Source organism: Streptomyces sp. NPDC040622, assembly GCF_055593965.1.
Genome location: NZ_JBVIXD010000002.1, coordinates 45,074 through 67,081 on the forward strand (window position 1 = coordinate 45,074; position 22,008 = coordinate 67,081).

A 22,008-nucleotide genomic window follows, 5' to 3' on the forward strand; every position below is an offset into this window, starting at 1 on the left:
GGGCCCAGCGTCCGGCCCGGTCGCCTGGGCTGTTCCCCCCGCGGAGGGGGCGCGGAAGATCGCCGATACGGACATGCGAAACTTTTCACATGAGTGTTGCCCGCCGTGCCCCATACCGCACCGATAGCAGCAGTCACCGTCGCCGCCGTGCTGCCCTGCTCACCGCAGGAGCCGCGGTCGCCGCGCTGGCGCTGTCCGCCTGTAGTTCCGGCGGCACCTCGGGCGGCTCAGGAAACACCAACTTCGTCGCCGGTTCCGACGGCATCGCCACCGTCAAGAAGGCGGACCGCAAGGCGAGCCCCGCACTCGACGGCGAAACCCTCGACGGCAAGAAGCTGAACATCGCCGAGGACTACAAGGGCAAGATCGTCGTCATCAACGTCTGGGGCTCCTGGTGCGCCCCGTGCCGGGCCGAGGCGCCGAACTTCGTGAAGGTCGCCGGCGAGACGAAGTCCAAGGGCGTCGAGTTCGTCGGCATCAACACCCGTGACCCCGAGCGGGGCCCCGCGGTCCAGTTCGAGAAGGAACACAAGGTTCCCTATCCGAGCCTGCACGACCCGAGCGGGAAGCTGATGCTGCGTTTCCCCAAGGGCTCGCTCAACCCGAACTTCATTCCCTCCACGCTGGTCATCGACCGGGACGGGAAGATCGCGGCCCGCTCGCAGCAGCCGCTGAACGAAGAGAAGCTGCGCAAGATGATCGACCCGGTCCTCGCGGAGAAGTGATGTCCACTCTCGCCGCCATCAGCGGACCGAACCAGACCGTCATGAGCGGCGCGCTCCTGCTGGCGCTGCCCATCGCCCTGCTCGGCGGTCTCGTCTCGTTCTTCTCGCCGTGCGTGCTGCCGCTCGTGCCGGGCTACCTCTCCTACGTCACCGGGGTCAGCGGCCAGGACATGGCCGAGGCCAAGCGGGGCCGGATGGTCGCGGGCTCCGGGCTCTTCGTCCTCGGCTTCACCGTCGTCTTCGTCTCGTACGGGGCGCTGTTCGGGGAGTTCGGGCGGACCCTCCAGGACAACCAGGCGATCGTCACCCGGGTGCTCGGCGGGGTGATGATCGTGCTCGGCTTCTTCTTCATGGGGCTCATGCCGAAGATCTCCCAGCGGGAGTTCCGGTTCCACAAGAAGCCCGCCGTCGGCCTCGCGGGCGCCCCGATACTGGGCGCCCTGTTCGCCGTCGGCTGGGCCCCCTGCGTCGGCCCGACGCTCGCCGCGGTCAGTGTGCTCTCCCTCGACCAGGCGAGCGCGGGACGCGGCGCGCTGCTGAGCGTCGCGTACTGTCTGGGGCTCGGCGTCCCGTTCATCCTCGCGGCCGTCGCCTTCCGCAAGGCGCTCGGCGCGTTCGGCTGGGTGAAGCGGCACTACGTCTGGGTGATGCGCATCGGCGGCATCATGATGATCGCGACCGGGCTGCTCCTCGTCACCGGCGTGTGGGACAGCATCGTGCAGCAGATGCAGGTCTGGTCCAGTGGCTACACGGTGGGGATCTGATCCATGAGCAAGACCGAAGCTCCCGAAGAGACGGCCGGAGCCGGCGCGGAGAACGACCTCGGCGCCGCGGGCGCCAAGCTCTCGACCGCCCCGCGCGAACGCGAAGAGCCGCCCAACATGCCCCGGCTCGGCGTCATCGGCTGGGCGCGCTGGTTCTGGCGGCAGCTCACCTCGATGCGGGTCGCGCTGATCCTGCTCCTGCTGCTCTCCCTCGGCGCGATCCCGGGCTCACTGATCCCGCAGAACAACGTCGACGAGCTCAAGGTCCAGGACTTCATGGACCGGCACACCACGCTCGGCCCGCTCTACGACAAGCTGCAGCTCTTCGACGTCTACAGCTCGGTGTGGTTCTCCGCGATCTACATCCTCCTGTTCGTCTCCCTCATCGGCTGCATCGTGCCGCGCACCTGGCAGTTCGTCGGCCAGCTGCGCAGCCGCCCGCCGGGCGCCCCCAGGTCGCTGACGCGCCTTCCCGCGTACACGACGTGGCGTACCGAGGCGGAGCCCGAGCAGGTGCACGACGCCGCGCTCACGATGCTCAAGGAGCGCCGCTTCCGCGTGCACACGGCGGGCTCCGGCGCGGGCTCCGGCGCGGGCGGCTCGGTCGCCGGCGAGAAGGGCTATCTGCGCGAGGCCGGCAACCTGCTCTTCCACATCGCGCTGATCGTGATGCTGCTCGCCTTCGCCGCCGGACAGCTCTTCAAGTCCGAGGGCGGCAAGCTGGTCATGGAGGGCGACGGCTTCGCCAACACCCTCAGCCAGTACGACGACTTCAAGTCCGGCAGCCTCTTCGACACCGAGGGCCTGGCGCCGTTCAGCTTCCAGCTCGACAAGTTCGTCGGTACGTACGAGAAGTCGGGCCCCAACCGCGGCACCCCCCGCACCTACCGGGCGGACGTCACCTACTCCGAGGGCCCCGACGGCGCCGAGAAGAAGAAGTCGATCGAGGTCAACAAGCCGCTGGAGGTCGACGGCTCGAAGGTCTACCTCATCGGCCACGGCTTCGCCCCCGCCGTCACCGTCCGCGACGGCAAGGGAAAGATCGTCTACCAGGCGTCCGTGCCGGTGCTGCCCATCGACCAGAACGGCACCGCGACCGGGGCCATCAAGGTGATGGACGGCTACCGCGACAAGAACGGCAAGCGGGACCAGCTCGGGTTCAACGCCTTCTTCGTGCCGACCTTCGCGGGCGTGGGCAAGGGGCAGATGTTCTCGCAGTTCCCCGCCGCCCAGTACCCGGTGCTCGCGCTGTCCGCGTACCACGGCAGCCTGGGCGTCGACGCCGGTGTCCCGCAGAACGTGTACCAGCTGGACACCCGCAAGATGCAGAAGTTCAAGGACGCCAAGGGTGAGCTGCTCAAGCAGCGGCTGCGGCCCGGCGAGACCATGAACCTGCCGGACGGCGCGGGGTCGATCACCTTCGAGAAGAACCTCAAGGAGTGGGCGACCTTCCAGATCTCCCAGCAGCCCGGCACCGGCTGGGCGCTGGGCGGCGCGATCGCGGCCGTCGCCGGCCTCGCGGGCTCCCTGTTCATCCAGCGCCGCCGCGTGTGGGTGCGGGCGGTCAAGGGCGCCGACGGCGTCACCGTCGTCGAGATGGCGGGACTCGGCCGCAGCGAGTCCGCGAAGGTGCCCGAGGAACTCTCCCGGCTCGCCGCCCACCTCCACGACCGGGCGCCGAGTGCGCCCGTGCCAGACCCGGACGCGCAAGCCGCCTCCGGCTCCGACTCCGAGCCCGATGCCGTACCTGCCGAAGGGGCTGAGAAGTGAATCTCGCCGCCACCCTGGCCGCCGAGCCCAACGAGAACCTCGCGCACATCAGCAACGTGCTGATCTACTCCGCGATGGCCGTCTACCTCCTCGCGTTCTTCGCGCACATGGCGGAGTGGCTCTTCGGCAGCCGCAGCAAGGTCGCCCGCACGGCGGCGGCGCTGACGCCGAGCAAGGCCGGCGCGGCCGCGGCCGCGCCCGACGTCACCGTCAAGGCCAAGGGCGGCACCGCCACCCTGGAACGGCCCCAGGTCGTCACCCGGTCCGTGGCCGGTACGCGTGACGTGCCGGACGGACCCGGCGCGTCCGGCGGCGACGAGAAGGGCGACCTGTACGGCCGCATCGCCGTCTCGCTCACCGTCCTCGCCTTCCTCCTCGAGTTCGGCGGCGTGCTCACCCGCGCCCTGTCGGTGCAGCGTGCGCCGTGGGGCAACATGTACGAGTTCAGCATCACCTTCTCCACGGTCGCCGTCGCCGTGTACCTGGTGCTGCTCGCGCTGAAGAAGAACATCGCCTGGCTCGGCCTTCCGCTGGTCACGACGGTCCTGCTCGACCTCGGTCTCGCCGTCACCGTGCTGTACACCTCCAGCGACCAGCTGGTCCCCGCCCTGCACTCGTACTGGCTGTGGATCCACGTCTCCACCGCGATCTTCTGCGGTGCCGTGTTCTACGTCGGCGGTGTCGGCACCCTGCTCTACCTCTTCCGGGACAGCTACGAGTCCAAGCTGCAGAACGGCGGACAGCCCGGCAAGTTCGCCACGTCCGTCCTGGAGCGGCTGCCCTCGGCGGCCTCGCTCGACAAGTTCTCCTACCGCCTGAACGCCGCGATCTTCCCGCTGTGGACGTTCACGATCATCGCGGGCGCGATCTGGGCGGGCGACGCGTGGGGCCGCTACTGGGGCTGGGACCCCAAGGAGGTCTGGTCCTTCATCACCTGGGTCGCCTACGCCTGCTACCTGCACGCCCGCGCGACCGCCGGGTGGAAGGGCCGCAAGGCCGCCTACCTGGCGCTGATCGCCTTCGGCTGCTGGCTGTTCAACTACTACGGCGTGAACATCTTCGTCACCGGCAAGCACTCGTACGCCGGGGTCTGATCCTCGTACCGCCGCCTCGTCGGGCCGGTTCCCGTGACCCAGGTCACGGGAACCGGCCTTCGTCGTACGGACAGTCAGAGGGTGTGGAGACGAACCAGGGGGAACAGCGGGGCCCGGAGCGGCAGGAGCGGCGCGAGCGGCACCGGGTGCTGCGGGTCCGGATCAGGGACGGGGACGCCGACGCGTTCGGCGAGCTCTTCGACGCGTACGCGCGCTCCGTCTACAACCACGCCTACCGCCTCACCGGCGACTGGGCACAGGCCGAGGACATCGTGTCCCTGACCTTCCTGGACGCCTGGCGGCTGCGCGGCAGGGTCGACGCGGAGGGCGGCTCGCTGCGGCCCTGGCTGCTCGGCGTCGCGACGAACGTCACGCGCAACACGCGCAGGGCTGCGCGCCGGCACGCGGCCGCCGTCGCCCGGCTGCCGAGGGACGAGGTGGTGGCCGACTTCGCGGACGAGCTCGCCGCGCGCATCGACGACACGGACCAGCTGGCCCTCGTCCGGGCCGCGTTGGCGAAGCTGCGCCGGCCGGAGCGCGAGGTGCTCGCCCTGTGCGTCTGGTCGGGGCTCGACTACGTCTCGGCCGCCGCCGCCCTCGGCATCCCGGTCGGCACGGTGCGCTCCCGCCTCTCCCGGGCCCGCGCGAAACTCGCGAAAGCCGTGGAACCCGCCAAGAGGGGCGGACAGGTGAGAGGGGACCGCACGTCCGCGGTCAGGCCCAGCACGTCCGCGGGCAGGCCCATCAGGGAGGGAAACCGATGAACGAACTTCCCGAGCGCGACCTTCCGCCGGGCCGTCATCACCTGCTCAAGGAGCACCTGTTGACCGAGATCCGGCAGCACGAGAAGGCGCCCGCGCCGCGGCGGAACGCGCAGATCTGGTTCAGGCCCGCACTGGTCGCGGGAGCCGTGGCCGTGGCCGTCGCGGCTGCCGTGCTGGTCGCCTCGCCGTTCGGCGACCGCGCGGCGCAGGCGGAACCGCCGTCGAAGGAGACGGTGCGGATGCTGGAGGAGATCGCCGCGGCGGCGAAGAAGCAGCCAGGACCGAAGGACCTGCGGGACGACCAGTTCGAGTACGTCAGGACCAAGGAGCGGTACATGGAGACGGGCAGCGACGAGAAGTCCCGCATCCAGCCCCCGCACGTCAGGGAGTACTGGAAGTCGGTGGACGGCAGGCACACGGAGGTGGTGAACGACCGGGTCGACGGCTTCGACCACGAGCGCATGCCGCCGGACCTGCCCCTGGTGGAGGGCGACTCCCACTACCGCAGCCTGCAGAAGCTGCCGACCGACCCGGTCAACATGCGGGACTGGCTGTACCGGGTGGCCTCGGGGGGCGAGAGCAAGGACCAGAACGCCTTCGTGCTCGTCGGTGACCTCTGCGGCGGCCTGATGCCCCCGAAGCAGGCCGCCGCGCTCTACCTCGCCGCGTCGAAGATCCCCGGGGTCGAGGTGCGCGAGGACGCGGTGGACGCGGCGGGGCGCCACGGCGTGGCCATCGCCCGCGAGAACGACGGCGAACGGCAGGAGCTGATCTTCGACAGGAGGACCAAGCAGTTCCTCGGCGAGCGGCAGGTGGCGGTCGAGGACCTGCCGACGGGGTTCGAGAAAGGCACGGTGACCGCCCACACGGCCGTCCTGGAGCGCGTCATCGTCGACAAGGCGGGACAGCGCCCGTAGGACAGCGCCCGTAAGGAACGTGACGCCCCAGGGTGTCAGGAGTGCGGAACGGGACGTACCGGGTCAGGCTGGTGCCATGACCGTGACGATCGGACAGGGCACCAGCCGGACCGAGGGCCCCACCCAGCACCTGCGCCAGGAACTCCTTCTTCCCCACCCTGTGGAAAAAGTCTGGGCGGCGGTGGCCACCCCCGAGGGACTGCCGGGGTGGCTCGCCGCCGCCGACGTGTTCGAGCCCCGGCTCGGCGGCTCCGTCACGCTGCGCTGGCTCAACGGCTCCGAGGACGCCACGCACTCGGGGCGCGTGACGGCGTGGGACCGGGACGTCATCGCCGAGTACACGATCGACCTGCACGGCCGGTGCCGGTTCCACCTCGAACCCGCGGGGGAGTCCGGCACCACGCTGCGCTTCACCAACGAGTTCGCGGGGGACGACGCGCTGCGGCTCGACGGCCTCGCCGGGTGGCACGACCACTTCGAGATGCTGGCCGACGCGCTCGACGGGCGCCCGCAGGACTGGCCGGCGTGGAGTCCGGACCGCTGGCGGGAGCTGCGCGGGACGTACGAGGCCGCCACGGGCTGACGCGGGCTCCGGCCCCGACGTCCGCGCCGGGGCCGCACCCCGAGGCCGCTCCCGACCTCACCCCCCGATGTCCTCGCCCCACAACTCCGGCCGCTCCGCGATGAATTCACGCATCATCGTCACGCACTCCGGAGCGTCGAGCACCACGATCTCCACGCCGTGCTCCGCCAGCCAGTCGTGGCCGCCGTGGAGCGTCCTCGCCTCGCCCACGATTACCCGCGAGATGCCGAACTGCCGCACCAGGCCGCTGCAGTACCAGCAGGGCGAGAGCGTCGTGACCATCGTCGTGCCCCGGTAGCCGCGCCGGCGCCCGGCGGCGCGGAACGCGGACGTCTCCGCGTGCGCCGACGGATCACCGTCCTGCACCCGCCGGTTGTGCCCGCGCCCGAGCAGCGTCCCGTCGGCGGCGTAGAGCGCGGCGCCGATCGGGATGCCGCCCTCGGCGCGCCCCGCCCTCGCCTCCTCGACGGCCGTCGCGAGCCAGGCGCGGGCCCGCTCCTCATCCATCGCAGGCCCCCGGCTCCGCCACCGAGATCGCGTCCAGCTGTCCCCGCAGATATGTGTGCGAGTCGACGCCGCGGACGTCCGTGCCCGGGTCGCACTCGTAGAAGTACACGAGCGACATCAGCTCCTCGGCGGGCGCCTCGGCGGGTGGCGGCAGCACCCGGTGGCGGCCGGACTGCCAGCGGCCGCCGGTCCAACGGGCCATCAGGTCACCGATGTTGACGGTGAGGGCGGCCGGGTCGAACGGCGCGTCCTGCCAGCCGCCCTCGTCCGTGAACACCTGGAGCCCGCCCCGGCCCGCCTGCCGGTCGAGGACCGTCACCGTGCCGAAGTCGGTGTGCGGGCCGATGCGGAACTGGCCGGGCTCCGGCTCGCCCACCCGCTCCCGCCCCGGATACCAGTTGATGTTGAAGCCCCAGGTGGGGTGGCCCGTATGGCGGGTGAAGAAGTCCTCGTCCTCGCCGAGCGCCACACCGAGCAGCTCCAGGAGCAGGTCGCAGAGGGCCCGCATCCGGCCGAGGTAGTCCGTCACGAGGCCGTGCAGCTCCGGCGATCGGGCGGGCCAGGTGTTCGGCAGGAACCACTCGGCGTCCACGGCCGCGTCGCCGGTCGGCTCGTCCGCCGCGAAGGACAGCGACTCCTTCAGGTCCGGGGGCGCGGCCGTGCCCTCCGCGTAGCTGTTGGCCTCGGCGCCGGGGCCGAGCCAGCCGCGCCCGCCGACCCGCACCGCGTAGGGCTGCTTCGCCCCGGCGGGCAGGTGGAAGAAGCCGCGGGCCGACTCCCTGATCGCCGTGCGCAGGGCCTCATCGACGCCGTGCCCGGTCACCAGGAGGAACCCGGCGGTGCGCAGGGCCGTATCGACGGTCCGTGCCGTGCGCGCGCGGGCCTTGGGGTCGCCGGACAGCCACGGACGCAGGTCGACCGTGGGAATGCGGGATGCGCTCATGTCTCCATCGTGCCCGTCCCGGCCCCGCGTCAGGCCTCATCGACAGCGCCGACGGAGCCATCGGGAGGACGCCCCCACCAGCGCGTACGCCCGTTCGTAGCGTCACCGCCATGACCACACCGGCCACGTCCTCGCACCGTACGGGCACGGCCCCCTGATCGCGCCGGCTCGCCGGCCTCGGCGTGATCCGCACCGGTCTGACGTACGTCCTGATGTACGCCGCGTACGCCAAGCCGCCGACCGCCAGGATCGCCGCGCCCGCCTTCACCTGCCCGGCGGTCGCGAGGGTCGCGGACTGGCTCGGTGAGGCGGATGCGGCTGCCGAGCCGGTCGAAGGGCTCGGTGCCGAGCGAGGACTCCAGGGCGCGGATCCGGCTCGTCACGCTGGACCGGGCGTACTTCGGCCCGGTGGCGGCCGGGTGCAGCTGAGGACGGCGGTGACCTTCTCGAAGGTCACCGGGAGCCGCAGTTCCCTCGGCCGTCAGCTCTCGTTGCCGTTGCCCTTGTCGCGCCGGTTCTCGTCCGGGTCCTCGTCCTTGAGGGACTTCAGGAACTCGGGGTTGTCGTCGGGGGCCACCCACCGGGTACTGCCGCCCCGGCCCCGCCCGGCGATGCCGCCGCCCGCGCCGGGCGCGTGGCGCACCTTGCCCGTGACGAGCCAGGCGACCGGGCCGAGCAGCACCTCGCCGAAGAGCAGCACGATGATGACCCACACCACCTTGGGCAGATGCCTGACCTCCTTCTCCGGAGTGTTCAGGACATCGATGAAGGCATAGATCCACACCGCCAGGACCAGCAGGAACGGCAGATACCTGAGCATGGTGGCGCGATCCCCCAAGCGGTGGCGGCGGAGGCCGTGCGAGCCCCCGGTGACGGGGCCAGGGTAGCCGGTGCCGGATACTGGAACGCATGGCTTACGACGATCTTCGCTCCCTGCTCCGGGCACTGGACCGCGAGGGCGATCTCAAGCGCATCAAGGCCGAGGTCGACCCCTACCTGGAGGTCGGCGAGATCACCGACCGCGTCCAGAAGTCGGGCGGTCCCGCGCTCCTCTTCGAGAACGTCAAGGGCTCCTCGATGCCCCTGGCGATGAACGTGTACGGGACGGACCGCCGCCTCCTGAAGGCGCTCGGCCTGAAGTCGTACGGCGAGATCAGCGACAAGATCGGCGGCCTGCTCAAGCCGGAGCTGCCGCAGGGCTTCGTCGGGGTGCGCGAGGCGTTCGGGAAGCTCGGCGCGATGACGCACGTACCGCCGAAGAAGGTGAAGTCCGACAGCGCGCCCGTCCAGGAGGTCGTCCTCACCGGCGACGACGTGGACCTGGAGCAGCTGCCCGCGCTCTTCACCTGGCCCGAGGACGGCGGCTCCTTCTTCAACCTGGGCCTGACCCACACCAAGGACCCGGACACCGGGGTGCGCAACCTGGGTCTGTACCGGCTCCAGCGCCACGACAAGCGCACCATCGGCATGCACTGGCAGATCCACAAGGACAGCCGCAACCACTACCAGGTGGCCGCCCGCAGGGGCGAGAAGCTGCCGGTCGCGATCGCCTTCGGCTGTCCGCCGGCGGTGACGTACGCCTCGACGGCGCCGCTGCCCGGCGACATGGACGAGTACATGCTGGCCGGGTTCATCCAGGGCAAGCGCGTCGAGATGGTCGACTGCAAGACGGTCCCGCTGCAGGTCCCGGCGCACGCCGAGGTCGTCATCGAGGGCTGGCTGGAGCCGGGCGAGATGCTCCCGGAGGGCCCCTTCGGCGACCACACCGGCTTCTACACCCCGCAGGAGCCCTTCCCCGCGCTGAAGATCGACTGCGTGACGATGCGGAAGCGTCCGCTGCTCCAGTCGATCGTGGTGGGCCGCCCGCCGACGGAGGACGGCCCGCTCGGCCGCGCCACCGAGCGCTTCTTCCTGCCCCTGCTCAAGGTGATCGTCCCGGACATCGTGGACTACCACCTGCCGGAGTCCGGCGGCTTCCACAACTGCGCGATCGTCTCGATCGACAAGAAGTACCCGAAGCACGCGCAGAAGGTGATGCACGCCATCTGGGGTGCGCACATGATGTCGCTGACGAAACTGATCGTGGTCGTGGACAAGGATTGCGACGTCCACGACCTGCACGAAGTGTCCTGGCGCGCGCTCGGCAACACGGACTACGCGCGTGACCTGACGGTGGCCGAAGGTCCCGTCGACCACCTCGACCACGCCTCCTACCAGCAGTTCTGGGGCGGCAAGGCGGGCATCGACGCGACGAAGAAGCTGCCCGAGGAGGGATACACACGGGACGGCGGCTGGCCGAACATGGTCGAGTCCGACCCGGACACGGCGGCGAAGGTCGACCGCCGCTGGAAGGAGTACGGACTCTCGTGAGTTCAGCATCAGCCGCGATCCCGCAGCCGGGGCGCACCAAGGCGTTCCTGCGGCTCGTCATGATCGAGCACTCGGTCTTCGCGCTGCCCTTCGCCTACATCGCCGCGCTCACCGCGATGTTCCGGCTGGACGAGAACATCCACTGGGGGCGGCTGCTCCTGGTGACCGTCTGCATGGTGGGCCTGCGCACGTTCGCGATGGCCGCGAACCGGATCATCGACCGCGAGATCGACGCCCGCAATCCGCGCACCGCCCACCGCGAGCTCGTCACGGGCGCGGTGTCGGTGAAGTCCGCGTGGACCGGCGCCCTGATCGCGCTCGTCGTCTTCCTCGCGTCGGCCGCGCTGCTCAACCCGCTCTGCCTGGCGCTCGCGCCGGTCGCGGTGATCCCGATGGTGGTCTACCCGTACGGCAAGCGGTTCACGAACTTCCCGCAGGCGATCCTCGGCCTCGCCCAGGCGATGGGCCCGGTCGGCGCCTGGATCGCGATCACCGGCGAGTGGTCGGGACAGGCGGTGATCCTCGGGCTCGCGGTCGGCATCTGGATCGGCGGCTTCGACCTGATCTACGCCTGCCAGGACGTGGAGACGGACCGCGAGGTCGGCGTGAAGTCGGTGCCCGCGCGCTTCGGCATCCCGGCCGCGATCCGGGGCGCCCGCGCCTGCCACCTCGTGACCACGGCGCTCTTCGTCTGGTACGCGGCCTCCACGGACGCCGGCGTGTTCTTCTGGCTCGGCATCGCGGTCGTCGCGGGCGCGTTCGTCTACGAGCACTCGATCGTGAAGCCGCACGACCTGACCCGTCTGAACCGCGCCTTTTTCCAGGTGAACGGTTTCATCGGGATCGCCCTGTTTGTCTGTGCGCTGCTCGATCTGCTCGTACGCGGGCTCACCGTCTGAACGGCCCGGGGATAGGCTTCACAGCGTGAACCCAGGAGATACGCAGCGTAGGCCTTGGATCGTGGGGGTGTCGGGTGCCTCGGGTACCCCGTACGCCGCCGCCGTGCTGCGCGCGCTGCTCGCGGCGGGGGAGAGCGTCGACCTCGTCGTGTCCCGGGCCTCGCGCCTGACGCTGCTCGACGAGACGGGCATCGCCTTCCGGGACGCGCACTGGCGGGACGACCTGGTCCACTGGCTGGGGCGCGGCGCGGACGGCAAGCCGGACACGTTCGACCTGTCGTCGGCGGCTCTGGACGACGTGCGGTACTGGGCCGCGGGGGATCTGGCGGCGGGACCGTCATCGGGGTCGTACGCGACGAAGGGGATGCTGATCGTGCCGGCGTCCACGGCGTGCGTGGCCGGGGTGGCGCTGGGGCTCTCGAAGGACCTGCTGCAGCGGTCGGCGAGCGTGACGCTCAAGGAGGGCCGGCGTCTTGTGGTCTGTGTGCGCGAGACGCCGTTGAACGGCCAGACGCTGAAGCACTTGGTGAGCCTGGACGAGGCGGGCGCGATCGTGCTGCCCGCCTCTCCGGCGTTCTACGCGGGGGCGACGCACATCCAGGATCTGGTGGACTTCGTCGCCGGGCGGGTGCTGGACGCGGCACGGGTGCCGCACGAGCTGTACCGCCGCTGGGAAGGGGAACTGGGGGGCGCTTCCAGTGCCGGATGAGCGCCCCGAAAGGGGCGCGGGGAACTGCGCGGGCCACCACGACGAAGCCGCAGTCGGCACCGATCCCCGCCCCCGCGGCGGGACTACCGCTTCTTGGCGCCCCGCACCTTCTTGGCAGTCCTGCGCGGCGCCGCGACATTCGCACGCGAGCGGTTGGCCAGGTCCTGAAGCTCGCGCATCCGGGCGTAGGCCATCTCGATCGAGTACACGGGTGACTCACTCCTGAAGGATCGTCGTTGATCGGCTGAGATTGTGAAAGATTCACAGGGCCTAGGCCCTGTTACGCCTTAGATTCTACACATAGACTCGCGGTATCGCTGAATAATGAAAGGCATCGCACCTATGGACGCCGTGGACAGGCAGCTCATCCAGGCACTGCGGGAGAACGGCCGGGCCTCGTACGCCGAACTCGGGCGGCTCGTGGGCCTCTCGGGGCCCAGCGTCACGGACCGGATCAACCGTCTCGAAGCGGCCGGTGTCATCACGGGCTACCGCGCGACGGTCGACTCCGCCTCGCTCGGTCTCGGCGTCATCGCCCTCATCGGCATCTCGCTCTCCGACGCCGCCGACCACGAGGACGTGGCCCGGCGCCTGAAGGACCTGCACGAGATCGAGGACTGCTGGTTCATCGCGGGCGACGACTCGTACATGCTCAAGGTCAGGGCCAGTGACGTGGACGGCCTGGAGAAGACGATCCGCCGGCTCAGCGGCACCCGCGGCGTCTCCCGCACGCGGACGACCATCGTGCTCTCCACCAAGTGGGAGAACCGTGTCGGGGAACTGCCCGAGGAGGAGTGAGCGGGGGCGTGGGCGTACGGTTGGCGGGAGTTTGTCGTAGGGAGAGGTGAGGGCGAGGCATGGACGCAGGTCTCAAGCGCGAACTTGAGCAGAAGGTCCGGGACGGGGAGCGGCTGTCCCGCGAGGACGGCATCGCGCTCTACGAGTCGGACGACCTGGCCTGGCTCGGCGGGCTCGCCCACGAGGTGCGCACCCGCAAGAACGGCGACGTCGTGCACTTCAACGTCAACCGTCATCTCAACATGACGAACGTGTGCACCGCGTCGTGCGCCTACTGCTCGTTCCAGCGCAAGCCGGGCGAGAAGGACGCGTACACGATGCGCATCGAGGAGGCCGTCCGCCTCGCCAAGGCGATGGAGGGCGAGAACCTCACCGAGCTGCACATCGTCAACGGCCTGCACCCCAACCTGCCGTGGCGCTACTACCCGCGCTCGCTCAGCGAGCTCAAGAAGGCGCTGCCGAGCGTCTCCCTGAAGGCCTTCACCGCCACCGAGATCCACCACTTCGAGACGATCTCCGGGATGTCCGCGTCCGACATCCTCGACGAGCTCATCGAGGCCGGCCTGGAGTCGCTGACCGGCGGCGGCGCGGAGATCTTCGACTGGGAGGTGCGTCAGCACATCGTCGACCACCGCACCCACTGGGAGGACTGGTCGCGCATCCACCGCCTCGCGCACGAGAAGGGTCTGAAGACCCCGAGCACGATGCTGTACGGGCACATCGAGGAGCGGCGCCACCGCGTCGACCACGTCCTTCGCCTGCGTGAGCTGCAGGACGAGACCGGCGGCTTCCAGGTCTTCATCCCGCTGCGCTACCAGCACGACTTCGTGGACATGCAGGACGGCAAGGTCCGCAACAAGCTCCAGGCGCGCACCACCATGGCGTCCGGCGCCGAGGCCCTGAAGACCTTCGCGGTCTCGCGCCTCCTCTTCGACAACGTGCCGCACGTCAAGGTCTTCTGGGTCATGCACGGCCTGCACACCACGCAGCTCGCCCTGCAGCACGGCGCGGACGACATGGACGGCTCGGTCGTCGAGTACAAGATCACGCACGACGCGGACAACTTCGGCACGCCGAACAAGCTGACCCGCGAGGACCTGCTCGACCTGATCCGCGAGGCCGGCTTCCGTCCGATCGAGCGGAACACGCGCTACGAGGCGATCCGTGAGTACGACGGCCCCGACCCGCTGCTGCGGGAGTCGCCGCAGGCGATGCGGGTCTGATCCGAGCGTCACCCTCGCCATCCCGACGAGCGAGCCCCGGCCGTGGCGGCCGGGGCTCGTCGCGTTCTCCGGGAGGTGGTCGCAGGCGTGGCCGGACGTGCTGTCCGGGATGCGGGATACGGTTGAGGCGCGTATCAAGTAATGGCTACTCTCCACCTATGACTCTTACATTCCGGCTGGACCCGGAGATCGATCCCGCGCTCCGCGACGGCGTCCTCGCCCTCTGGGCCGACGTCTCCAACGCCGGCGGAGCCGTCGGGTTCGTGCCGCCCGTCACCCCCGAGGACATACGTCCCGAGTGGATCAAGCGCCTGGCCGAGCTGGGCGACGGGCGCGTCCGGCTCCTCGTGGGGCACGACGAGGAGGGCGAGGTCGCCGCGACCGCCTTCCTCGCGTACAACCAGCACCGCCTGATGAAGCACTGGATCTGGCTGTACGTGGTGATGGTCCACCCGCGCCACCAGGGCAAGGGGTACGGCCGCGACCTGATGGCCGCCGCCGCGCGGGCCGCCCGCGGCTTCGAGGGCGTCGAGGCGATCCGGCTCACCTGCCGCGGCGGCACGGGGGTCGACCGCTTCTACGCGTCCTGCGGATACAAGGAGGTCGGCCGGGTGCCCGGCGCCATCCGGGTCGCGCCCGGCGACGACCGCGACGACGTCATCATGCTGCTGCCGCTCGACTGAGGCCGTGGGCGCGGGGCTCACCCCCTTGCCGGAAGCTCCGCGTCCCGTGCTTCACTGGAGGGGCTCGTCCTACTCGGGCCCATTTCGGAACGGAAGAGTGGATTGACATGCTCCGCTACACGCTGATGCGCCTCGGGATCTTCGTGGGTTGCTTCTTGGTCGTCTGGGGCCTCGTCTACTCCGAGATCCTGCCGCGCGGGCTCGGCGACTCGAACCTCCTGTGGGTCCTGCTGCTGTCGCTGGTCATCTCCGCGCCCATCAGCTTCGTGGCGCTGCGCAAGGAGCGCGACCGCGCCTCGCGCGACGTCGTCGCGCGCGTGGACCGCGCCAAGGCCAACCTGGACGCCAACCGCACCCAGGAGGACGACGCGGACGACGTGGCGCGCACCCGGGCGCAGGGCGGAACGCAGACGCAGAGCTCGTAAGCTTCGTCACACCCACCACACGCATCACCGGACCCCGGTCCCGGAGCAGCTCGCTCCGGGGGCCGGGGTTCCGTGCGTCACGGGGCAGTTGGGGCGTGCGGGAAGCGGCCGATACGGCGGCGACCCCTCCACTTACCTCAAACAAGACCTTTGATGTTCTCAAAGCACGAGTGTTAACGTGTTCGACATGAAGACAGCAGCAGCGCACCACCACGCCATGAGCGTCCCGCTCGTGGCGCGCCTGCATGTCGACCTCTGCCGCTGCATGTCCGCGGCCTGTCACATCTGAACGTGACCCCCGCTGCAGCGGCTGCCCCGACCCTTCGCGGTTGCCGCTCCCGTACGACCCCCACCCCCTGACTTTCCTCACCGGAGTGTGTCCGTGTCCGCGAATTCCGCGACGCCCGCCGACAAGGCCGGCCAGCCCGAGAAGCCCCAGTCCGGCTTCCGGATACCCAAGTTCCTCAAGATCCCCTTCTGGGCGCAGATCCTCGGCGGCCTGGTCCTGGGTGTCCTGCTCGGCTGGATCGCCCGCAACCAGGACGTCGACTGGCTCGTCACCACCCTCTCCAAGGTCGGTGACACCTTCATCGGGCTCCTGAAGCTGGCGGTCGCCCCGCTCGTCTTCTTCGCGATCCTGGTGTCGATCACCAACCTGCGGAAGGTCAACAACGCCGCGCGGCTCGCCACCCGCACCCTGCTGTGGTTCATGATCACGTCGCTGATCGCGGTCGCCATCGGCCTCGCCATCGGCCTGCTCACCAACCCCGGCTCCGGCACCGGCCTGACCCCCAAGGACGGCAAGGCCCCCGACCACGCCGGCTCCTGGATCGACTTCCTGACCGGGATCATCCCGACCGACGTCATCACGCCCTTCACCGAGCTCAACGTCCTGCAGATCGTCTTCATGGCCGCCGTCGCCGGCATCGCCGTACTGAAGATCGGCGACAAGGCCCAGCCGATCCTGGAACTCTCCGAGTCCGTGCTCGCGCTGCTGCAGAAGGCCCTGTGGTGGGTCATCAAGCTCTCCCCGATCGGCACCATCGGCCTCATCGGCTTCGCCATCGCGGACTACGGCTGGAACCTCATCAGCAAGTACGCGACGTTCACCGCCGACATCTACATCGGCTGCGCCCTGGTGCTGTTCGGCGTCTACCCGCTGCTGCTCGCCACCGTCGCCAAGGTCAACCCGCTCCAGTTCTTCAAGGGCGCCTGGCCCGCCATCCAGCTGGCCTTCGTCTCCCGCTCCTCGGTCGGCACCATGCCGATCACCCAGAAGGTCACCGAGCGCCTCGGCGTCCCGAAGGAGTACACCTCCTTCGCCGTGCCGTTCGGCGCGACCACCAAGATGGACGGCTGCGCCGCGATCTACCCGGCGATCGCCGCGATCTTCGTCGCGCAGATCTTCGACGTGAACATGGGCATCAAGGAGTACCTGCTCATCGCGTTCGTCTCCGTCGTCGGATCGGCCGCCACGGCGGGCCTGACGGGTGCCACGGTCATGCTGACCCTGACCCTGTCGACGCTCGGCCTGCCGATGGAGGGCGTGGGCCTGCTCCTCGCCATCGACCCGGTCCTCGACATGATGCGCACGGCCACGAACGTCGCCGGACAGGCGCTCGTCCCGGTGATCGTCGCCGCCCGCGAGAAGATCCTGGACCGCGAGGCGTACGAGAGCGCGACGGCATCGCCGCTGGAGGACTTCGACGAGGCGCCGGCCCCGCGTCCGGTGGCCGCCGCGGCCTGAGCGCGCGTCGTCGCCGAGGCCTGAGCGCACGTCGTCGCCGAGGCCCGAGTGCCTCTCTCTGGCTCCTTTCGGTCCCTTTCGGCCTCTTTCGGCCCTCGAAGCCCCGTCCCGGAACAATTCCGGGGCGGGGCTCGGTCGTTGCTGAGTGCGGGCTCCGGTAATCGTGGCCAGGCCTCCGTTGACCGTACGCTGACGTGTGAACGGACAGTGTGGGAAGGCGGGGGCCGGGGTGGGCGAGAAGCGGCGGCAGAAGCAGCGACAGCAGAGGATGCCGCGGGCCGTGCGCGAGCAGCAGATGCTGGACGCGGCGGTGCGGACGTTCGGGCAGCGGGGGTACCGGGCCGCGTCCATGGACGAGATCGCGGAGCTCGCCGGCGTCTCCAAGCCGCTCGTCTACCTCTATCTCAACTCCAAGGAAGAGCTCTTCAGCGCGTGCATCCGCCGGGAGGCGGCGGCGCTCGTCGCCGCGGTGCGGGACGGGGCGAGCGGGGTGGCGGGCGAGCCCGCCGACCGCCAACTCTGGGACGGGCTCCGGGCGTTCTTCACGCACACCGCCGAGCGGTCCGACGGGTGGGCCGTGCTGCACAGCCAGGCGCGCACCCAGGGCGAGCCGTTCGCGGCCGAGGTCGCCGCGATGCGGGAGGAGATCGTCACGTTCGTGACGACGCTCATCGCGGAGGCGGCGCGGTCGGCGCACGGCGACCCGTCCCTTCCCGAACGCGAGGTCGCGGGGCTGGCGCAGGCGCTCGTGGGGGCGGCGGAGTCGTTGGCCGGGTGGGCGAACACGGATGGGTCCGTGTCGGCCAGGGAGGCGGCGGGGACGCTCATGAACTTTGCGTGGGCGGGGCTGGGGGGCCTGATGGAGGGGCGACGCTGGTCTCCGTCTCCGTCTCCGTCTCCGGTGCTGGGTGCGGGCTCGTCCGGCCGGTGAGGTGCGGTTTGCCGATGGCGCTGCGGAGTTCGAAGGCCGGGCCGTGGGCGGTGTACGTCACGGTGGACGGGAGCAGGACGGGGGCCCTGAACTCGATGCGGGCGTACGTCGTGACGTCCTGGTGCTGAGCGCCGTGTTCCGCGAGGCAGCGGGCCGCGGTCCACATGCCGTGGGCGATCGCCCGGGGGAAGCCGAAGGGCTTCGCGGTGAGTGGGTGCAGGTGGATGGGGTTGCGGTCGCCGCTGACGGTGGCGTAGCGGCGGCCGAGGTCTGCGGGTAGCCGCCAGTCCGCTTCGGCGGTGGGTGCGGTGGGTGCGGTGGGTGCGGTGGGTGCGGTGGGCGCGGTGGGTGTGGTGGGTGCGGTGCGCCGGGTGGGGGCGGGCCCTGGGGTCGCTGCGGTGGTCGTCGGCGGCGTTGGTGTTTTGTGGCGGGCCAGGTAGGTGCTGGAGGACTCCCAGAGGAGTGTGCCGCTCCGGGAGGTGACCTCGGTGACGAGGGTTGCTTCGGTGCCGCGGCGGTGGGGGGTCAACTTGGCTGTGTGGACGCTCAGTTCCAGCTGGTCGGTGGGGTGGAGGGGCTGGTGCCCGGTGATCTCGATGGAGGTGTGGACGAGGCCGAGGAGGGGGAGCGGGAAGTCTCGGGCGGCCATCAGGCGCATGGCGAGGGGGAAGGCGAGGACGTGGGGATAGGTGAGGGGGAGCGGCCCGTCTCCCTCCGGGAACCCGCAGGCCTTCTTGTAGGCGGTGAGGTGGTGGGGGGCGGGGGTGCGGGTGGTGGTGAGGCGTGTGTGAGGGGGGTGGAGGGTGTGGGGGGTGTGGTGTGAGCCGGGGCGCTTGAAGGGGGAGAGGGCGGCGGCGCGGAGGAGGAGGGCGGGGAGGGGGGCTTGCATGGTTTTCCCTTCGTCGGGTTGTCGTCGGTCTCTGCGCCTCGGGTTCGTCTGTGGGGCGGGGTCGCGGGGGTATGTACGTACTCGCTATCCCTGCGCCACGCTGCACGAACAAAGACGCTATGGCTGGCTCGGTGCTCCGTGCGCACATACCCCCGCGCCCCCTCGGGCCGGTTGGGCGGGTGCCGCCCGGCTGTTGCTTCTAGGGGCGCGGGGAACGGCGCGACAAGCCACGACGATCCCGCACCCGCAAACCGTCATGGCCCCCGCGGCGAGCGGGCTTTTAGGGGCGCGGGGAACGGCGCGACAAGCCACGACGCACCCGCACCCGCAAACCGTCATGGCCCCCGCGGCGAGCGGGCTTTTAGGGGCGCGGGGAACGGCGCGACAAGCCACGACGATCCCGCACCCGCAAACCGTCATGGCCCCCGCGGCGAGCGGGCTTTTAGGGGCGCGGGGAACGGCGCGACAAGCCACGGTGGGCCCGCACCCGCCCGCGCAGGGGGGAACCCACTCACCCAGAACCGCCCAAGGCCCAGGGGCCAGCCTCACGCTCCTAGGAGACTCTGACCGCACACCCGGATCGTCTGGGCGTTGACGCCCCCCTGCGCGAGCCAGGACGTCGTCTCCGCCACGTCCACGGGGAGTCCCCCTTGCGCCAGAGAGTTCATGCGGCGCCCCGCCTCGCGGATGAAGAGAGGGACCGCCGCCGTCATCTTCGTCTCGATGAAGCCGGGCGCGACCGCGTTCACCGTCACCCCGTGCTCCGCCAGCGCCCGCGGCCCGAGCGAACGGACGAGCCCGATGATCCCCGCCTTGCTCGCCGCGTAGTTCGTCTGGCCCGCGTTGCCCGCGATGCCCGCGATCGAGGCGGTGGCGACGATCCGGCCGCCGGGGCGGATCGTGCCGGTCTTGAGGAGCGTGTCCGTGGTGGCGAGGACCGCCGCGAGGTTCACGTCGAGGACCGATGTCCAGCGGTCGTGCGCCATGTTGGCGAGTTTGCGGTCACGGGTGATGCCCGCGTTGTGGACGAGGATGTCGAGGCCGTCCGGCAGCGCGTCGGCGATGCGGTCGCCCGCGTCCGGCACCGTGATGTCGAGGGGCAGCGCCGTGCCGCCCAGGCGTTGGGCCACCCGGGACAGGTCCGCCGCGGCCGGGGGGACGTCGAGGAGCGTGACGTTCGCGCCGTCCCGCGTGAGGACTTCCGCGACCGCCTCGCCGATGCCGCGCGCGGCGCCCGTCACCAGGGCGGTGCGGCCCGCCAGGGGGCGGTCCCGGTCCAGGGGAGCCGTCAGGGTTTCGGCGGGACCCGTCTCGATCACCTGGCCGGTGACGTAGGCGGACTTGGGGGAGAGCAGGAAGCGCAGGGTCGACTCGGCGGTGGCGATGGGGCCGTGGACGCGGACGAGTGTGGCCGTGCGGCCGCGGCCCAACTCCTTGGCGAGGGAGCGTATGAACCCTTCGAGGGCCTGCTGCACCGCCGACTGGTGGTGGTCCGCGGGGTCGGGCGGCGAGCCGAGGACCAGGACGCGGCCGTTGTCCGCGATCCGGCGCACCAGTGGGTGCAGGGCCGCGTGGATTTCGGCGAGGGTCGCCACGTCCTGCACCGCCGTGGCGTCCAGGACAACTGCCGTGGGGGCAGTGGTGCTTGGGGTGGTGGTGAGGGTGTGGCCCGCTGATTCGAGGAGCGTCGGGAGGTCGTCGGCGTAGGAGGACTCGCCTGCTGTGAGCAGGAGCAACTCGCCGCCCAGGGTGGGGTGTTCCGGTGACCAGCGGCGCAGTGGTGCCGGCTGGGGCAGGCCCAGGCGGCGGGTGAGGAAGCGGCCGGGGGCGGTGGTGGTGAAGGTCAGGTAGCGGTCGGCCATTGTCCAACTCCCAGCTCGGTCGTAAATTTACTTCGGAGTAAGGTTACTCAAGGGTCAGGAGCTGGTCGAGACATGAACCTTCCCTCTGTGCGCCGCGTCGCCGTCCTGGGCGGCAGCCGCATTCCGTTCGCCCGTTCCGACGGGCCGTACGCCACCGCATCGAACCAGGACATGCTGACCGCCGCGCTGGACGGGCTCGTCGAGCGGCATGGGCTGCGCGGGCGCGGCGCGGTGGGGGAGTTCGTCGCCGGGGCCGTGCTCAAGCACAGCCGCGACTTCAATCTGGCCCGGGAGGTCGTGCTCGGCTCCGCGCTCGACTCCCGTACGCCTGCCTACGACCTCCAGCAGGCCTGTGGGACCGGGCTGCAGGCCGTCGTGGCCGTCGCCAACAAGGTCATGCTCGGGCAGGTCGATTCGGGCATCGCGGGCGGGGCCGACACCGCGAGCGACGCGCCGCTCGGCGTCAACGACGAGCTGCGGCGCGTGCTGCTCGCGGCGCGGCGCGCCAAGTCCGTGGGCGGGCGGCTGCGCGCTCTCGCGCGGGTGCGGCCCTCGCACCTCGTACCCGACATCCCGCGCAACGCCGAGCCCCGCACCGGCCTCTCCATGGGCGAGCACGCCGCCGTGACCGCCCGCGCGTGGGACATCTCGCGCGAGGCGCAGGACGAGCTCGCGGCGCTCAGCCACCAGCGGCTCGCGGCCGCGTACGAACGCGGGTTCCTGGAGGATCTCGTGGTGCCGTTCCGGGGGCTCGAACGGGACCAGAACCTGCGGCCCGGGTCGACGGCCGCGCAACTGGCGAAGCTGAAGCCCGTGTTCGGCGCGGGGCAACCCGGCGCGACCATGACCGCGGGCAACTCCACGCCGCTGACGGACGGTGCCGCCGTGGCGCTGCTCGGGAGCGAGGAGTGGGCCGCCGAGCACGGGCTGCGGCCCTCGGCCTATCTCGTCGCCTGCGAGAGCGCCGCCGTCGACTTCGTGCACGGGGACGTCGCCGGGGGCGAGGACGGGCTGCTGATGGCGCCCGCGTACGCCGTGCCCCGGATGCTGGAGCGGGCCGGGCTCGGCCTCGGGGACTTCGACTTCGTGGAGGTGCACGAGGCCTTCGCCTCGCAGGTGCTCGCCACGCTCGCCGCCTGGGAGAAGCAGGGGCTCGGCAGCGTGGACCGGGCGCGCCTGAACGTCGCCGGGTCCTCGCTCGCCACGGGGCACCCCTTCGCGGCCACCGGCGCCCGTATCGTCGCCACCCTCGCCAAGCTCCTCGCCGAGCGGGGACGCCCGGGCCGGGGGCTGATCTCCATCTGTGCGGCGGGCGGGCAGGGTGTCACCGCGATCCTGGAGCGGGACTGACGCGGGACCGGCAGGGCAGGGAGTGGGGTCGCCGTGTGCGGAGAGTGACCGTGCG

General features: G+C 70.6%; 23 protein-coding genes. 17 read left to right on the plus strand and 6 right to left on the minus strand.

The genetic code is table 11. The features are described 5' to 3' along the window. The first annotated feature begins 89 nt into the window (after positions 1–89). The 7 genes from ACZ592_RS04565 to ACZ592_RS04595 all read left to right on the plus strand — a co-directional run bounded on the left by ACZ592_RS04565 (position 90) and on the right by ACZ592_RS04595 (position 6,617). Positions 90–725 (plus strand): TlpA family protein disulfide reductase, encoded by a 636-nt coding sequence (locus ACZ592_RS04565; RefSeq protein WP_471580051.1) that lies wholly within the window; start codon positions 90–92, stop codon positions 723–725. Further along, the gene (locus ACZ592_RS04570) at positions 725–1,489 is read left to right on the plus strand and encodes a cytochrome c biogenesis CcdA family protein (RefSeq protein ID WP_471580052.1); all 765 of its coding nucleotides are present in this window, start codon (positions 725–727) and stop codon (positions 1,487–1,489) included. Before ACZ592_RS04565 ends, ACZ592_RS04570 begins: the two co-directional genes overlap by 1 nt. Positions 1,490–1,492: 3 nt before the next feature. After that, positions 1,493–3,259, plus strand: a complete 1,767-nt coding sequence (gene resB / locus ACZ592_RS04575; RefSeq protein WP_471580053.1) for a cytochrome c biogenesis protein ResB — start codon at positions 1,493–1,495, stop codon at positions 3,257–3,259. After that, on the plus strand, positions 3,256–4,353 hold the full coding sequence (gene ccsB, locus ACZ592_RS04580) for a c-type cytochrome biogenesis protein CcsB (RefSeq protein WP_471580054.1): 1,098 nt from the start codon (positions 3,256–3,258) through the stop codon (positions 4,351–4,353). Before resB ends, ccsB begins: the two co-directional genes overlap by 4 nt. 149 nt (positions 4,354–4,502) lie before the next feature. Continuing rightward, positions 4,503–5,117 carry an RNA polymerase sigma factor gene (locus ACZ592_RS04585; RefSeq protein ID WP_471580704.1) on the plus strand — a complete coding sequence of 205 codons (615 nt, stop codon included), beginning with the start codon at positions 4,503–4,505 and terminating at the stop codon, positions 5,115–5,117. Then, on the plus strand, positions 5,114–6,034 hold the full coding sequence (locus ACZ592_RS04590; RefSeq protein WP_471580055.1) for a CU044_5270 family protein: 921 nt from the start codon (positions 5,114–5,116) through the stop codon (positions 6,032–6,034). Before ACZ592_RS04585 ends, ACZ592_RS04590 begins: the two co-directional genes overlap by 4 nt. 76 nt (positions 6,035–6,110) lie before the next feature. After that, entirely contained in the window at positions 6,111–6,617 is a 507-nt protein-coding gene (locus ACZ592_RS04595; RefSeq protein WP_471580056.1) for an SRPBCC domain-containing protein, read from the plus strand. A 57-nt stretch (positions 6,618–6,674) separates the two neighbouring features. Here the strand turns inward: ACZ592_RS04595 and ACZ592_RS04600 are convergent, their stop codons facing one another. The 3 genes from ACZ592_RS04600 to ACZ592_RS04610 form a co-directional block, all read right to left on the minus strand. Further along, a complete protein-coding gene (locus ACZ592_RS04600; protein ID WP_471580057.1) occupies positions 6,675–7,124 on the minus strand; it encodes a nucleoside deaminase in 450 nt (149 codons plus the stop codon). After that, on the minus strand, positions 7,117–8,067 hold the full coding sequence (locus ACZ592_RS04605; RefSeq protein ID WP_471580058.1) for an isopenicillin N synthase family dioxygenase: 951 nt from the start codon (positions 8,065–8,067) through the stop codon (positions 7,117–7,119). The genes ACZ592_RS04600 and ACZ592_RS04605 overlap by 8 nt, the downstream gene beginning before the upstream one ends. A 481-nt stretch (positions 8,068–8,548) precedes the next feature. Then, positions 8,549–8,887 carry a PLD nuclease N-terminal domain-containing protein gene (locus tag ACZ592_RS04610; RefSeq protein WP_471580059.1) on the minus strand — a complete coding sequence of 113 codons (339 nt, stop codon included), beginning with the start codon at positions 8,885–8,887 and terminating at the stop codon, positions 8,549–8,551. Positions 8,888–8,976: 89 nt separating this feature from the next. On the opposite strand from ACZ592_RS04610, the gene ACZ592_RS04615 reads away from it, so the two are divergent. From ACZ592_RS04615 to ACZ592_RS04625, 3 genes are all read left to right on the plus strand, one after another. Beyond that, positions 8,977–10,437, plus strand: coding sequence for a menaquinone biosynthesis decarboxylase (locus ACZ592_RS04615; protein WP_471580060.1), 1,461 nt, complete (start codon positions 8,977–8,979; stop codon positions 10,435–10,437). Next, entirely contained in the window at positions 10,434–11,336 is a 903-nt protein-coding gene (mqnP, locus tag ACZ592_RS04620; protein WP_471580061.1) for a menaquinone biosynthesis prenyltransferase MqnP, read from the plus strand. Before ACZ592_RS04615 ends, mqnP begins: the two co-directional genes overlap by 4 nt. Before the next feature lie 61 nt (positions 11,337–11,397). Further along, entirely contained in the window at positions 11,398–12,045 is a 648-nt protein-coding gene (locus tag ACZ592_RS04625) for a UbiX family flavin prenyltransferase (protein ID WP_471580062.1), read from the plus strand. Between the two features lie 83 nt (positions 12,046–12,128). On the opposite strand, the gene ACZ592_RS04630 is transcribed toward ACZ592_RS04625, so the two are convergent. Beyond that, positions 12,129–12,254, minus strand: a complete 126-nt coding sequence (locus ACZ592_RS04630) for a hypothetical protein (protein WP_471580751.1) — start codon at positions 12,252–12,254, stop codon at positions 12,129–12,131. A 133-nt stretch (positions 12,255–12,387) separates the two neighbouring features. On the opposite strand from ACZ592_RS04630, the gene ACZ592_RS04635 reads away from it, so the two are divergent. The 6 genes from ACZ592_RS04635 to ACZ592_RS04660 all read left to right on the plus strand — a co-directional run bounded on the left by ACZ592_RS04635 (position 12,388) and on the right by ACZ592_RS04660 (position 17,852). Next, the gene (locus tag ACZ592_RS04635; protein WP_030791839.1) at positions 12,388–12,843 is read left to right on the plus strand and encodes an Lrp/AsnC family transcriptional regulator; all 456 of its coding nucleotides are present in this window, start codon (positions 12,388–12,390) and stop codon (positions 12,841–12,843) included. Between the two features lie 59 nt (positions 12,844–12,902). After that, complete coding sequence (gene mqnE, locus ACZ592_RS04640) at positions 12,903–14,066, plus strand: aminofutalosine synthase MqnE (protein ID WP_471580063.1); 1,164 nt, start codon at positions 12,903–12,905, stop codon at positions 14,064–14,066. Between the two features lie 158 nt (positions 14,067–14,224). Next, positions 14,225–14,749, plus strand: coding sequence for a GNAT family N-acetyltransferase (locus ACZ592_RS04645; protein WP_471580064.1), 525 nt, complete (start codon positions 14,225–14,227; stop codon positions 14,747–14,749). Between the two features lie 107 nt (positions 14,750–14,856). Further along, entirely contained in the window at positions 14,857–15,174 is a 318-nt protein-coding gene (locus tag ACZ592_RS04650; protein ID WP_471580065.1) for a DUF4229 domain-containing protein, read from the plus strand. A gap of 382 nt (positions 15,175–15,556) precedes the next feature. After that, entirely contained in the window at positions 15,557–16,921 is a 1,365-nt protein-coding gene (locus ACZ592_RS04655) for a dicarboxylate/amino acid:cation symporter (protein ID WP_471580066.1), read from the plus strand. Between the two features lie 268 nt (positions 16,922–17,189). Then, on the plus strand, positions 17,190–17,852 hold the full coding sequence (locus ACZ592_RS04660) for a TetR/AcrR family transcriptional regulator (RefSeq protein WP_471580705.1): 663 nt from the start codon (positions 17,190–17,192) through the stop codon (positions 17,850–17,852). On the opposite strand, the gene ACZ592_RS04665 is transcribed toward ACZ592_RS04660, so the two are convergent. Together ACZ592_RS04665 and ACZ592_RS04670 are read right to left on the minus strand one after the other, a co-directional pair. Then, positions 17,746–18,741, minus strand: coding sequence for a MaoC family dehydratase (locus ACZ592_RS04665; RefSeq protein ID WP_471580067.1), 996 nt, complete (start codon positions 18,739–18,741; stop codon positions 17,746–17,748). The genes ACZ592_RS04660 and ACZ592_RS04665 overlap by 107 nt on opposite strands. 545 nt (positions 18,742–19,286) lie before the next feature. Then, positions 19,287–20,603 carry a 3-oxoacyl-ACP reductase gene (locus ACZ592_RS04670; RefSeq protein WP_471580068.1) on the minus strand — a complete coding sequence of 439 codons (1,317 nt, stop codon included), beginning with the start codon at positions 20,601–20,603 and terminating at the stop codon, positions 19,287–19,289. A gap of 72 nt (positions 20,604–20,675) precedes the next feature. Here ACZ592_RS04670 and ACZ592_RS04675 point away from each other — a divergent pair, with 72 nt between their 5' ends. After that, positions 20,676–21,953 carry an acetyl-CoA C-acetyltransferase gene (locus tag ACZ592_RS04675; protein ID WP_471580069.1) on the plus strand — a complete coding sequence of 426 codons (1,278 nt, stop codon included), beginning with the start codon at positions 20,676–20,678 and terminating at the stop codon, positions 21,951–21,953. The last annotated feature ends 55 nt before the right edge of the window (positions 21,954–22,008 follow it).

What these genes read in the sequence shown, in the direction of transcription:
- ACZ592_RS04565 (WP_471580051.1), top strand. Translation starts at nt 90, where the DNA reads ATGAGTGTTGCCCGCCGTGCCCCATACCGCACCGATAGCAGCAGTCAC.
- ACZ592_RS04570 (WP_471580052.1), top strand. Translation starts at nt 725, where the DNA reads ATGTCCACTCTCGCCGCCATCAGCGGACCGAACCAGACCGTCATGAGC.
- resB (WP_471580053.1), top strand. Translation starts at nt 1,493, where the DNA reads ATGAGCAAGACCGAAGCTCCCGAAGAGACGGCCGGAGCCGGCGCGGAG.
- ACZ592_RS04590 (WP_471580055.1), top strand. Translation starts at nt 5,114, where the DNA reads ATGAACGAACTTCCCGAGCGCGACCTTCCGCCGGGCCGTCATCACCTG.
- ACZ592_RS04595 (WP_471580056.1), top strand. Translation starts at nt 6,111, where the DNA reads ATGACCGTGACGATCGGACAGGGCACCAGCCGGACCGAGGGCCCCACC.
- ACZ592_RS04600 (WP_471580057.1), bottom strand. Translation starts at nt 7,124, where the DNA reads ATGGATGAGGAGCGGGCCCGCGCCTGGCTCGCGACGGCCGTCGAGGAG.
- ACZ592_RS04605 (WP_471580058.1), bottom strand. Translation starts at nt 8,067, where the DNA reads ATGAGCGCATCCCGCATTCCCACGGTCGACCTGCGTCCGTGGCTGTCC.
- ACZ592_RS04610 (WP_471580059.1), bottom strand. Translation starts at nt 8,887, where the DNA reads ATGCTCAGGTATCTGCCGTTCCTGCTGGTCCTGGCGGTGTGGATCTAT.
- ACZ592_RS04615 (WP_471580060.1), top strand. Translation starts at nt 8,977, where the DNA reads ATGGCTTACGACGATCTTCGCTCCCTGCTCCGGGCACTGGACCGCGAG.
- ACZ592_RS04635 (WP_030791839.1), top strand. Translation starts at nt 12,388, where the DNA reads ATGGACGCCGTGGACAGGCAGCTCATCCAGGCACTGCGGGAGAACGGC.
- mqnE (WP_471580063.1), top strand. Translation starts at nt 12,903, where the DNA reads ATGGACGCAGGTCTCAAGCGCGAACTTGAGCAGAAGGTCCGGGACGGG.
- ACZ592_RS04645 (WP_471580064.1), top strand. Translation starts at nt 14,225, where the DNA reads ATGACTCTTACATTCCGGCTGGACCCGGAGATCGATCCCGCGCTCCGC.
- ACZ592_RS04650 (WP_471580065.1), top strand. Translation starts at nt 14,857, where the DNA reads ATGCTCCGCTACACGCTGATGCGCCTCGGGATCTTCGTGGGTTGCTTC.
- ACZ592_RS04660 (WP_471580705.1), top strand. Translation starts at nt 17,190, where the DNA reads ATGCCGCGGGCCGTGCGCGAGCAGCAGATGCTGGACGCGGCGGTGCGG.
- ACZ592_RS04665 (WP_471580067.1), bottom strand. Translation starts at nt 18,741, where the DNA reads ATGCAAGCCCCCCTCCCCGCCCTCCTCCTCCGCGCCGCCGCCCTCTCC.
- ACZ592_RS04670 (WP_471580068.1), bottom strand. Translation starts at nt 20,603, where the DNA reads ATGGCCGACCGCTACCTGACCTTCACCACCACCGCCCCCGGCCGCTTC.
- ACZ592_RS04675 (WP_471580069.1), top strand. Translation starts at nt 20,676, where the DNA reads ATGAACCTTCCCTCTGTGCGCCGCGTCGCCGTCCTGGGCGGCAGCCGC.